Below are 11,474 nucleotides of genomic sequence, written 5' to 3' on the forward strand. Positions count from 1 at the left end.
GCATGGATGCCGGTCGAGCGCCGATCGGGCCAGGGACGGCCCGTCGGCGCGTACCTCCGGAGCAAGCCCGGAGCGAGGGAACCCGGAGCGAAGCGGAGGGCCGGATGATGGGAGCAGGGCGGCTTTGGTTACTTTGGCCGCGACCAAAGTAACCCGCCGTAAGGGCGGAAAGGTGACGAAAAGCGCTTATCGTCAATGAATGCGCATACATCTCCAAAAGCAATCACCATGAGCCCGGAACCGGAACCCCAGCGGGGGGAATCCCGCCACCCACCCAACCCCATCCCCACCCCTGTGGCGGTTTGTCGCCATCACCCCCACCGCCCCGCCCCGCAAACAAAGCCCCCAACCCGGTTGGCACGCTCTTCGCTATCGCAGCCCGCGATAACACCAACAACCGGAAAGCTCCAATGAAGAAAATCCTGCTGACGTTCCTCTGCCTGAGCGTCATCGGTTGCTCCAAACCCGAAGAGCCCCAGAAAACCGTCGACGTGCTGCTGATCGGCGGCGGCATCATGAGCGCCAGCCTGGGCACCTACCTCACCGAGCTTGAGCCCGGCTGGAAGGTGGACATCTACGAGCGCATGGACCAGGTCGCCGAGGAAAGCTCCAACGCCTGGAACAACGCCGGCACCGGCCATTCCGCCTTCTGCGAGCTGAACTACACCAGCGAAGGCAAGGACGGCAGTATCGACATCAGCAAGGCGGTCAACGTCAACGAGCAGTTCGAGGTGTCCAAGCAGTTCTGGGCCTACCAAGTCGAGCAGGGCGTGCTGAGCAACCCGCGTTCGTTCATCAACAACGTGCCGCACATGAGCTTCGTCTGGGGTGAAGAGAACATCGCGTTCCTGCACAAGCGCGTCGCCGCCCTGCAGCACAGCCCGCTGTTCCGCGGCATGGAAATCTCCGAAGACCACGACCAGATCCGCAAGTGGGTGCCGCTGGTGATGGAAGGGCGTGACCCCGACCAGCGCGTGGCCGCCACCCGCATGGCCATCGGCACCGACGTGAACTTCGGCGAGATCACCCGCCAGTTGTTCGCCTCAATGACCCGCAACCCCAACGTCAAACTGCACCTGGGCCACGAAGTACGCGACATCGTGCGTAACGATGATGGCAGCTGGAACGTGGTGGTGGCCGACCTTGCCAGTGGCGAGCAAAACGAGGTCAAGGCCAAGTTCGTGTTCATCGGCGCCGGTGGTGGTGCGTTGAAGCTGCTGCAAAAGTCCGCCATCCCCGAAGCCGACGGCTACGCCGGCTTCCCGGTAGGCGGCCAGTTCCTGATGACCGACAACGCCGATACCGTCGCCCGGCACAAGGCCAAGTTGTATGGCAAAGCCTCGGTCGGCGCGCCGCCGATGTCGGTGCCGCACCTCGACACCCGGATGATCGACGGCAAGCAGGTGCTGCTGTTTGGCCCGTTCGCGACCTTCTCCACCAAGTACCTGAAACACGGCTCGCTGCTGGACATGTTCGCCTCGCTGACCCGCCACAATGTGGGCCCGATGATGCATGCCGGCATCGACAACCTTGACCTCAGCACCTACTTGATGGGCCAGCTGATGCTCAGCTTCGACGACCGCATGGCGGCATTGCGCGAGTACTTCCCCAACGCGAAGAACGAAGACTGGCAACTGCTGCAGGCCGGCCAGCGTGTGCAGGTGATCAAGAAGGACGCAGAACACGGCGGCATCCTGCAGTTCGGCACCGAAGTGGTGGCCGCCCAGGACGGCAGCATCGCCGCGTTGCTGGGCGCCTCGCCCGGTGCTTCGACCGCTGCGCCAATCATGCTGACGGTGCTGGAAAAGACCTTCAAGGACCGCATCAAGACCCCTGAATGGCAGGCCAAGCTCAAAGAGATCGTGCCCACCTACGGGCAGCAACTGAACAACGACCTGGCCCTGACCAACAAGACCCGCGAGTGGAGCAGTGCGCGGTTGCAGCTGCTGTATGTGCCGGTGTTGCCAGAGGCGGCCGTGAGCCTGCAATAAGGCTGATCGCGGCGAGCAGGCTCCTGCAATGGAAGGCGCATACGTTTCCCTGTAGGAGCCGGCTTGCCGGCGATGCTTTCCGGCAGGCACAAAAAAGCCCGCGCAAGGCGGGCTTTTTGGGGATTTGGTCGGAGAGACAGGATTCGAACCTGCGGCCTTCTCGTCCCGAACGAGACGCGCTACCTGGCTGCGCTACACTCCGATGGCCGAAATGCTACTGCATGGTTTTTTTCAACGCAACCCCTTGTTGCAAAAAGGAGTTGCGTTGAAATGAGGGGCTGAATCAGAGCTCTTTGACGGTGCGGATCTGGTCCTTGTTGATGCGCGTACGCTTGCCATCGAGCTGTTCGAATTCGTAGAAGCCAGAGTCTTCGTCATAGGACGGGGTGTCGACTGCCTGGATCTCGCGGCCGTCGTTCAGGGTGATGACGGCTGGCGAGGCGCAGCCGGCGAGGGCGCCGAGGCCCAGGGCAAGCAGGAAGGCTGGAAGGGTCCGTGGGATCATCATGATTCTCCAATTCGAGGGTGCTGGATGACATTGAGACGCGGGGCGTCCACGCAAGTTCCTTGCACAGTGCAGCATAGCGACCTCGCCGCGGCATTGACCAGGAACAACGCCCGGGCTGCGGCAGGTGGCCTGTGATATAACAGCCGCCAGTACACACTCCCTGCGACGGACCCCATGAAAGCCAAGGCAGATACCCCCTTCGTGGCGCTGAACATCGCCGTGCTCACGGTCAGCGACACCCGCACCTTCGACACCGACACCTCCGGCCAGCTGTTCGTCGACCGCCTGACCGCGGCCGGCCACCAGCTTGCCGCCCGGGCGCTGCTCAAGGACGACCTGTACAAGATTCGCGCCCAGGTCGCCACCTGGATTGCCGACGAGCAGGTGCAGGTGGTGCTGGTCACCGGCGGCACCGGTTTCACCGGCCGCGACAGCACCCCCGAAGCCGTGGCCTGCCTGCTGGACAAGCAGGTCGACGGTTTTGGCGAGCTGTTCCGGCAGATCTCGGTGGCCGACATCGGCACCTCCACCGTGCAGTCCCGCGCCCTGGCCGGGCTGGCCAACGGCACCCTGGTGTGCTGCCTGCCGGGCTCGACCAACGCGGTACGCACCGGCTGGGACGGCATCCTCGCCGAGCAGTTGGACAACCGCCACCGCCCGTGCAATTTCGTCCCGCACCTGAAGCAGGCAGCGGCCTGTGAAAGCCGTGGCTGAGGCAGCGCCGGCCCGGCCGTTGATGCCGGTGGAAGAAGCCCTCGAGCGCCTGTTGGCACTGGCCGAGGCGGCGCCCATCAGGCAAACCGAAGAGGTCGGCCTGGCCGATGCCGAAGGCCGGGTGCTGGCCCGTGAGCTGGTGGCCGGGCTCGACCTGCCGCCCTGGCCCAACAGCGCCATGGACGGTTACGCCCTGCGCCAGGGCGACTGGCAGGGCGAGCCGTTGCCGGTCAGCCAGCGCATTTTTGCCGGCCACGCTCCGGCGCCCCTGCAGCCGGGCACCTGCGCACGGATCTTCACCGGCGCGCCGCTGCCCGAGGGCGCCGACTGCGTCGAGATGCAGGAAAACACCGAAGTGCTGGAAGACGGCCGGGTACGCTTTCTCGAGCCGTTGACGATTGACAGCAACATACGCCCCAAGGGCCAGGAGACTCGCGCCGGCGAAGTGGTGCTGAGCGCCGGTACCCGGCTGGGCCCGATCGAGCTGGGCCTGGCGGCGACCCTGGGTTTTGCCCGCCTGGACGTGGTGCGCAAACCTAAGGTTGCGGTGCTGTCGACCGGTGATGAACTGGTCGAACCCGGGCTGCCGCTGGGGCCAGGGCAGATCTACAACAGCAACCGCCGCCTGCTGGTCAGCTGGTTGCAGCGCCTGGGCTGCGAGGTGGTGGATGCCGGCATCCTGGCCGACGACCTGCAGCGTACTCGCGAGTGCCTGGCGGCGCTGGGCGATGTCGACCTTATCCTGTCCACCGGCGGCGTCTCGGTGGGCGAGGCCGACTACCTGGGCCTCGCCCTGCGCGAAGCCGGTGAGCTGGCCCTGTGGAAGTTGGCGATCAAGCCAGGCAAGCCGCTGACCTTTGGCCATTACCAGGGCGTGCCGGTGATCGGCCTGCCGGGCAACCCGGCCTCGACACTGGTTACTTTCGGCCTGCTTACCCGCCCGTACTTGCTGCGCCGCCAGGGCGTGGCCGATGTCACGCCGCTGCGCTTCAACGTGCCGGCAGGCTTCGACTGGCCCAAGCCAGGCAACCGCCGGGAGTACCTGCGGGCGCGTATCGAAGAAGGCCGGGTACGCATCTACAAGAACCAGAGCTCTGGCGTGTTGCGCAGCGCGGCCTGGGCGGAAGGTGTGGTGGAGGTGCGTGAAGGCAGCACCCCAGGCCAGGGCGATCTGGTGCCGTTTATTCCTTTCAGCGAGCTACTTGGCTAATACCCCGCCCAACGGCGGGGTACTGGCCGGTGCCAGCTGGCCGAGGCGCATGTGCACGTTCTCCAGTTGCTGGGCCGCCACGCTCCAGTCATGGCGCTGGCGGGCGAACGCGCGCCCGGCCTCGCCCAGCTGGGCCATGCGCGCCGGTTGATTGAGCAGTTGGGTCAGCAGCAGCGCCAACTGCCCGCTGTCGTCGCTGGCCAGGTAATGCTCGCCGCGGTTTGCCGCAAGCCCCGACACACCCTTGCTGGTGGTGATCACCGGCAGGCCGGCGGCCATGGCTTCAAGTATTTTCACCTTCGAGCCGCCGGCATAGCGCAGCGGGGCGAAGAACAGCGCCGAGCGCCGTTGCAGCTCGCGCAGGTCGGGACGGTAGCCTACCCATTCGATGCGCGGGTCGTTCCAGTGCAGTTTCCAGCTGGCCGGCAGCGCATGCCCGGCGATGGCCAGGCGCACCGCCGGGTTGCTTTGCCACACCTGCGGCAGGATGTCCTCCAGCGCCCACTCGATGGCTTCGAGGTTGGCGCCGTATTCGAAGTTGCCGACGAACAGCAGGCGCTGGCTGTGCAGCGCCGGGTGCACTGCCAGGTAGTGCTCGCAGTCGACGCCATTGACTACCACGTTGACCGGGCGGCCGCTGATCTGCCCGATCAGTTCGGCGTCATGCGGGCTTACCGCTACCAATTCACTCGGCTGGCGCAGCACGCGTTGCTCCCAGCGCCGGTAGCGCCAGCGGTCGAAGGCGTTGAGCGGGCGCAGCCACAGGGGCAGGCGGTCGTGGCTGGCGGCGCCCATCACCGATTCCAGGGTGTGCTCGCTGAGCATGTAGGGCAGGCCGCGCGCCTGCAGGGCCTTCTCGAACGGCTGGAAACTGTAGCTGTGCTCGATCTGGATCACGTCCCAGGTCTCGTCCAGCAACTGCTCGAAACGGTGCCGCAGGCAGGGCGCCAGGCCGTTGATGATGGCGCGCATGGGGTAGTCGATGATCGGCGAGGCCAGCAGGTTCAGCGGGCTGTGCACGGCGCGCCGGGGCAGTACGATCAGGCGTTCCAGCAGAGGCTCCAGAGCTTCGCGGGCGGCATCGCCGAGTGGCACCTTGGACTGCACCAGCAGGGTGATGCGGTGCCCGCGCCCGGCCAGTTCGCGCAGCAGGTGGTATTGCCGGGTCTTGCAGCCGCTGGTGGTGGGCCAGGGCAGGTAGGGCAGTGTCCAGAGTATGCGCATGGCCCTTGATCCTCGCTGTCGGCCGGCCGCAAAGCACGACGCGCCCGCTGGCAGCTCACCTGCGAGGGTGGGTGCCGGGGCGCGTCCTTGGGTATGAGTAAAGCCCACGATGGTTGGCTCGCCCAGGCCGTTTGGCAGGCAACGGGCAGGCAGCTGTGGTATGCCCCTGTAGGAGCGGCCTTGTGTCGCGAAAGGGCCGCGCAGCGGCCCCGGTAATGTCGATGTGCGGCACAAATCCGGGGCTGCTACGCAGCCCTTTCGCGACACAAGGCCGCTCCTACAGGGCTGTGTGAATTTGTGCAGGGCCAGGGAGCAATTCGCCCTGCGAAATGGTCGAGATAGCCACAGGGTATTTTCACGGAGAACGACGATGGCCGAACGCAAGGCACTGCTGATCCTGCACGGCAAGCAAGCCACCAACGATGAGGTGCGGGCTGCCGTGGGCGAGTTGCGCGAGCGCGGTTGGCAACTCGATGTACGGCTGACCTGGGAAGCGGGTGATGCCCAGCGCCTGGTGGGCGAGGCGCTGGCGGCGGGCTACCCCCATGTGGTGGCCGGCGGGGGCGATGGCACCCTGCGCGATGTGGCCGAGGCCCTGGCCCAGGCGCAAGGGCAGGCAAGCCTGGTGCTGTTGCCGCTGGGCACTGCCAACGATTTCGCCAAGGCTGCAACCGTGCCGCTGGAACCGGCGGCGGCGCTGGCTTTGCTGGAACAGCCGGCGCGGCCCATTGACCTGGGGCGGGTGGGGGACCAGTTGTTCCTGAACATGGCCACTGGCGGCTTTGGCAGCCAGGTCACGGCCAATACTTCCGAAGACCTGAAAAAGGTGCTGGGCGCTGCGGCCTACCTGTTCACCGGGCTGTCACGCTTCAGCGAGCTGCAAAGCGCCTCGGTGGAGCTGCAGGGGCCGGGCTTTCAGTGGCAGGGCGACCTGCTGGCGCTGGGTATCGGCAATGGCCGGCAGGCCGGTGGCGGGCATATTCTGTGCCCCGAGGCCAAGGCCGACGACGGCCTGCTGGATATCGGAATTTTGCCGGCACCACAAGAGATGGTCGGCGCGCTGCGCGGCCTGCTGGCCGGTGAGGAACTGTTCGTGCGGGCGCGCCTGCCCTGGGTCGAGATCAAGAGCTCGCAAGGGCTGGACATCAACCTCGACGGCGAACCCCTGCAGGCCGACAGCCTGCGCTTCGAGGCGCTGCCCAAGGCGCTGCGGGTACACCTGCCCGCCGATTCGCCGCTGCTCAGTCGTCCAGGCTGATGATCTTCTCGCGCACCGCGAACAGCACCAGGCCGGCCACATCGTAGATCTGCAGGCGTTTCATGATCTGCGAGCGGTGGGTCTCGACGGTTTTGATCGACAGGCCCAGGCCGCTGGCGATCTCCCGGGTGGACTTGCCGCGCACGATCAGGCGCAGGATCTCCAGTTGGCGGGCGGTGAGGTTGTGGCGCTCGTCACCGGGCACCTTGGAGGTCTGCGCGCGCTGCAGGGCCTGGTTGATCACGGTGTGGGCGATGGCCGGGCTGAGGTAGCGCTCATTGCTGCGCAGGGCGCTCAAGGCCTGTTCCAGCTCGGTGGCGGTGGTGTCCTTGAGCAGGTAGCCATGGGCGCCGCTTTCCAGCGCGCGCATGATCAGTTCCGGGTCGGTGTGCATCGACAGCATCAGCACCTTGCTGGTGCAACCGCTGGCACGCAGTTGGGTGAGGGCGTCCAGGCCGCTGGTGGAGCGCATGGAGATATCCAGCAGGATGATGTCGGGGGCCAGGCTTGCCACCTGTTCGAGCAGTTGCGCGCCGTCTTCGGCCTCGCCAACCACGGTGTATCCGGGAATGTCCGATACCAGTGCCCTGACGCCTGCGCGAATCAGGGAGTGGTCGTCCACCAGCAGTAGTCTACAAGTCATCGGGTGCAGGGGTCCTGGCGCGTTCCTGGCTACGGGGCGGCCATGGGAACAGGGCGTCGATCTGGGTGCCTTGCCCAGGCTGGCTGACCACGGTCAGGCTGCCTTGCAAGGCGGTGGCACGTTCATGCATGCCGGCCATGCCGCGTTGGCCGGCCTCGGCAGGGTCGCCGGCGGGGCAGAAGCCGCAGCCGTCATCGTGGATCGACAGGGCAAGGCCGGCAGGCGTGCGCTGCAGGCGCACCACCAGGTTGCCGGCTTGGGCGTGGCGCAGCACGTTGGTGACGGCTTCCTGGGTTATACGGAATGCGGCCATGGTCACGTCGTCGCTGATGCCGCCCAGGCGTTGATTGCAGTCCAGGCTCCAGTGGATGCCGCTGTTGGCCAGGGTGCGCAGCAGGTGCTCGCGCAGGCTGGCCTCCAGGCCCAGGCTGGCCAGTTGGCGTGGGTTCAACAGGGCGGATACATCGCGCACGTTACCCAGGGTTTGCTCAAGGGTGCCGCGCAAGGTTGTGCAATGCGCTTGCAGGTCCGTCGGCACGCGCCGTTGCAGCCAGTCGACCTGCAGCTTGGCGGCGGTGAGCAGTTGGCCGATGTCGTCATGCAGTTCGCGGCTCAGGCGCTGGCGTTCGCTTTCCTGCACCTTGAGCATGCGCGTGGCCAGCTCTGCCGGGCGCAGGCTGATGGAGCGTGCCCAGTGGCGCAGGTGCCAGCCGACGCTGATCATGGCCGCCAGTTGCAGCAGCAACAGGCTGGCCGACAGCGGCTGGGTGCGCAGGTAGAGGATCAGGTTGGCTGCCAATGACGCCAGGCACAGCGCCGTGGTTGCCCAACGGAACAGGGCAGCCCTGGAGTGGCAACGCCGGAGAGTCTTCAAGCGTTCAAGCATAGATAGGGAAGCCACTGAATGATTGCTGTTGAAGGCATGGCACATGACTAACAGTTGATCGGGCGCCCCGGGGTTTTATCACGCACCGGGCTCGTGTCCAATCGACCAATTATTAACGGTGCGCATGTTCGAATGAACGCATCTTAACACTTCGTACCGCTTTGGTCGCGAAGGTTAACTGCTTGAAACCTCGGATTTTCGGGGGTTTCATCAAGCCCCGCCATACGCGTAGAAGTGGCACTGTGCCATTACTGTATTGGTATTCAATTCATGCCGTGGCAACTAACTAAGAACCCTGCAAAGTATGTGGACAAAAACTTGTCCCACTTTGCAAGTTCTAGCTGGGTTTAGTTTGTGTGTGCGGCGCTTGAAGCGTTAGTTGCTGTTGCCCGCCGTTGGCTGGCTGTGCTGCGACGCCGGTTGAACATGGGCATGGGCGCAGGTGCTGCCAAGCGTCTGGCAAGGCGCACACGTTTGCGGCTTTGGTTGACCAAGCAGGCTGGCCAGTTCGTTGAGCAACGCCTGCTGCTCGTCGATGTCCATGCCCAGGCGGCCGGTCTGCGGGTCGAGCAGTTCCAGTTGCCAGGCCAGCAGGGTGAGGCAGGCGCCGAGCACCGGCAGCGCTGCACCTTCCAGGTGTTGGCGGGTGCAGGCTGGGGCCAGCAGTTGCTGTAGGGTGCGGGTGAATTGCGCCACTTCATCCAGCGCAAGCTTGTCGCAGCGCTGGGCCAGGGTGTCGAGGGTTTCGTCCAGGCACAGGCAGGCATCGGGGTCGTTGCCGATCAGTTCCAGGTGCTGCAGGCACTCCTGGGCGCCGCTGAGCAAGACCTGCGCATCCAGAAGAAAGTCCTGCAACGTCCCGGTCGGCAGGGCTGTGTTGTCCATCATGTCACTCCAGCGCACAGGGCTGGAGCAGGGGTGGGCCACACCGAAGCGATCGCTGACAAAAGCCTGACTCCGTTCATGCATTGAGAATGGCGTCACATTAATGGCTAATGGATATTGCGAACATCAGGTTGCACCCGATTGCCTCTAGGGGTTTCCCTGATGGGCCTTCGGGGTTTGGGGTTCAGCCAGGGCGGCGAACGGGAGGGAAGTGGCAGCAGTAAAGCATGATGGTAAAGTGATATCAATCACCCCCGACAGCTTTTTCCACAAGGGGTCAAGCTGCGCCAGTATCCGCCGATACAGGGTTGATGCAACTCATTTTTTCCGACTAAAGCCTGGGGGTTTTCCTAGTGGCCGGCATTCTCGATACGGTAGACCAACGTACGCAACTGGTGGGTGAGAACCGCCTGGAAATTCTCATGTTCCGCCTGGCTGGCCGGCAATTGTTCGCGATCAACGTGTTCAAGGTGCAGGAAGTGCTGCAGTTGCCCAAGCTGACCCTGATGCCCCAGCGCCACACCTTTGTGTGCGGCGTAGTCAACCTGCGCGGCCAGACCTTGCCGGTGATCGACCTGTCCCAGGCAATCGGCATGCGCCCGCTGCAACCGGGCCCGGACAGCACCATCATCGTCACCGAGTACAACCGCTCGGTGCAGGCCTTCCTGGTGGGCGGCGTGGACCGCATCGTCAACATGAACTGGGAGGCGATCATGCCGCCGCCCACCAGCGCCGGCCGGCAGCACTACCTCACTGCCATCACCAAGGTGGACGAGAAGCTGGTCGAGATCATCGACGTGGAAAAGGTGCTGGCCGAAATCGTGCCCTACAGCGCCAAGGTCTCCCGCGACAAGCTCGAAGACCCGGTGCTGGCGCGTGCCCGCGGGCGCGAGGTCCTGCTGGTGGACGACTCCACCGTAGCCCTGGCGCAGTTGCGCGACACCCTCTCGCAACTGGGCCTGAAGCTGCACGTGGCCAGCGATGGCCTCAAGGCCCTGCGTTTGCTCAAGAGCTGGGCCGACGCCGGCGAAGATGTGTGCGAGAAGCTGCTGATGGTCTTCACCGATGCCGAAATGCCCGAGATGGACGGCTACCGGCTGACCACCGAGATTCGCAACGACCCGCGCCTGCGCAGCCTCTACGTGGTATTGCACACTTCACTTTCGGGCAGTTTCAACGACTCGATGGTGAAGAAGGTCGGTTGCGACAACTTCCTTTCCAAGTTCCAGCCGGACCGTTTGGTCGAAGTGGTGCGCCAGCGCTTGAACATGCTGCAGACCACTGCCTGATACCTGAACGCCGGTGCGCGGTATAAGCTTGGTTTTTTACCGGCACTGGGTGGGTAGGGAATGATTCTGAGCGCGTTGTACCGTTACCCGGTGAAGTCAGTGCAGGCGCAAAGCCTGCAGGCTTCTGCGGTCGGCAGCATGGGGCTTGCAGGCGATCGGCGCTGGATGGTGGTGGAGGCTGACAACGGCCGCTTTCTTACCCAGCGTGCCTGGCCCATGCTTGGCTTGATCCACGCCGACTACCTGGCCGACGGCTCGTTGCTGTTGGCCGCGGTCGGCCGGGTGTCATTGCAGGTGGCGGTGCCGCCTGCCGACGAGGCGCTGCGTGGGGTGACGATCTGGCGCGACACCTTGCGCGTGCCGGATGCCGGCGATGCGGCGGCCGCCTGGCTCAGCGAGTTGCTGGGTAAATCGGTGCGCCTGGTGCACTGCCCCGAGCCCCGGGCGCGTTACCTGCCCAGCGGCTATGGGCTGGCCAGCGACCGTGCAGCGTTCCCCGACGGCTTCCCGCTGCTGCTGATTGGCCAGGCTTCGCTGGATGAATTGAGCCGACGGGTCGGGCGCCCCATGCAGATGCTGCGGTTTCGCCCCAACCTGGTGGTGGAAGGGGCTGAGGCTTTTGCCGAGGACCAGTGGAAGCGCATCCGCATCGGTGCCATGACCTTGCGTGTGCTCAAGCCCAGCGTGCGCTGCATCCTCACCACCCTTGACCCGGCCACCGGCGAACGCAGCCCGGACCGCGAGCCGTTGACCACGCTCAAGACCTTCCGCGAGAAGGAGGGCGATGTGCTGTTCGGGCAAAACCTGGCGGTGGACGGGGAAGGGGAGTTGCAGGTGGGGATGGCGGTCGAGGTGCTGGAGTGAGG

The 11,474-nt window shown here is 64.8% G+C and carries 11 protein-coding genes and 1 tRNA gene; 6 read left to right on the top strand and 6 right to left on the bottom strand.

Features of this window, described 5'->3' with window-relative positions; translation table 11 throughout:
- Nucleotides 1–410: 410 nt before the first annotated feature.
- The gene (gene mqo, locus ACI2KK_RS08440) at nucleotides 411–1,991 is read left to right on the top strand and encodes a malate dehydrogenase (quinone) (RefSeq protein WP_404668587.1); all 1,581 of its coding nucleotides are present in this window, start codon (nucleotides 411–413) and stop codon (nucleotides 1,989–1,991) included.
- 125 nt (nucleotides 1,992–2,116) lie between these two features.
- On the opposite strand, the gene ACI2KK_RS08445 is transcribed toward mqo, so the two are convergent.
- Both ACI2KK_RS08445 and ACI2KK_RS08450 read right to left on the bottom strand, forming a co-directional pair.
- A tRNA-Pro gene (locus ACI2KK_RS08445) sits at nucleotides 2,117–2,193 on the bottom strand.
- A gap of 81 nt (nucleotides 2,194–2,274) precedes the next feature.
- The gene (locus ACI2KK_RS08450; RefSeq protein WP_217843545.1) at nucleotides 2,275–2,496 is read right to left on the bottom strand and encodes a YgdI/YgdR family lipoprotein; all 222 of its coding nucleotides are present in this window, start codon (nucleotides 2,494–2,496) and stop codon (nucleotides 2,275–2,277) included.
- A 177-nt stretch (nucleotides 2,497–2,673) separates the two neighbouring features.
- On the opposite strand from ACI2KK_RS08450, the gene moaB reads away from it, so the two are divergent.
- A complete protein-coding gene (gene moaB / locus ACI2KK_RS08455; protein ID WP_404668588.1) occupies nucleotides 2,674–3,213 on the top strand; it encodes a molybdenum cofactor biosynthesis protein B in 540 nt (179 codons plus the stop codon).
- Nucleotides 3,197–4,423 carry a gephyrin-like molybdotransferase Glp gene (gene glp, locus ACI2KK_RS08460; RefSeq protein WP_404668589.1) on the top strand — a complete coding sequence of 409 codons (1,227 nt, stop codon included), beginning with the start codon at nucleotides 3,197–3,199 and terminating at the stop codon, nucleotides 4,421–4,423. The genes moaB and glp overlap by 17 nt, the downstream gene beginning before the upstream one ends.
- Here the strand turns inward: glp and ACI2KK_RS08465 are convergent.
- On the bottom strand, nucleotides 4,412–5,647 hold the full coding sequence (locus ACI2KK_RS08465; protein WP_404668590.1) for a glycosyltransferase family 4 protein: 1,236 nt from the start codon (nucleotides 5,645–5,647) through the stop codon (nucleotides 4,412–4,414). The genes glp and ACI2KK_RS08465 overlap by 12 nt on opposite strands.
- Nucleotides 5,648–6,017: 370 nt before the next feature.
- Between ACI2KK_RS08465 and yegS the strand changes: the two genes are divergently transcribed.
- Nucleotides 6,018–6,905 carry a lipid kinase YegS gene (gene yegS, locus ACI2KK_RS08470; RefSeq protein ID WP_404668591.1) on the top strand — a complete coding sequence of 296 codons (888 nt, stop codon included), beginning with the start codon at nucleotides 6,018–6,020 and terminating at the stop codon, nucleotides 6,903–6,905.
- On the opposite strand, the gene ACI2KK_RS08475 is transcribed toward yegS, so the two are convergent.
- The 3 genes from ACI2KK_RS08475 to ACI2KK_RS08485 all read right to left on the bottom strand — a co-directional run bounded on the left by ACI2KK_RS08475 (nucleotide 6,889) and on the right by ACI2KK_RS08485 (nucleotide 9,319).
- On the bottom strand, nucleotides 6,889–7,548 hold the full coding sequence (locus tag ACI2KK_RS08475; protein WP_404668592.1) for a response regulator: 660 nt from the start codon (nucleotides 7,546–7,548) through the stop codon (nucleotides 6,889–6,891). The two genes, yegS and ACI2KK_RS08475, sit on opposite strands and share 17 nt — an antisense overlap.
- The gene (locus tag ACI2KK_RS08480; protein ID WP_404668593.1) at nucleotides 7,538–8,434 is read right to left on the bottom strand and encodes a sensor histidine kinase; all 897 of its coding nucleotides are present in this window, start codon (nucleotides 8,432–8,434) and stop codon (nucleotides 7,538–7,540) included. Before ACI2KK_RS08480 ends, ACI2KK_RS08475 begins: the two co-directional genes overlap by 11 nt.
- Nucleotides 8,435–8,809: 375 nt before the next feature.
- Nucleotides 8,810–9,319: a histidine kinase gene (locus ACI2KK_RS08485; RefSeq protein ID WP_404668698.1), complete on the bottom strand. Its 510-nt coding sequence runs from the start codon at nucleotides 9,317–9,319 to the stop codon at nucleotides 8,810–8,812.
- A gap of 353 nt (nucleotides 9,320–9,672) precedes the next feature.
- Between ACI2KK_RS08485 and ACI2KK_RS08490 the strand changes: the two genes are divergently transcribed.
- Nucleotides 9,673–10,608 (top strand): chemotaxis protein CheV, encoded by a 936-nt coding sequence (locus ACI2KK_RS08490; RefSeq protein ID WP_404668594.1) that lies wholly within the window; start codon nucleotides 9,673–9,675, stop codon nucleotides 10,606–10,608.
- Between the two features lie 60 nt (nucleotides 10,609–10,668).
- On the top strand, nucleotides 10,669–11,472 hold the full coding sequence (locus tag ACI2KK_RS08495; RefSeq protein WP_404668595.1) for an MOSC domain-containing protein: 804 nt from the start codon (nucleotides 10,669–10,671) through the stop codon (nucleotides 11,470–11,472).
- The last annotated feature ends 2 nt before the right edge of the window (nucleotides 11,473–11,474 follow it).

The sequence above is a fragment of the Pseudomonas sp. NPDC089406 genome (assembly GCF_044900265.1).
GTDB lineage: Bacteria > Pseudomonadota > Gammaproteobacteria > Pseudomonadales > Pseudomonadaceae > Aquipseudomonas > Aquipseudomonas fakonensis.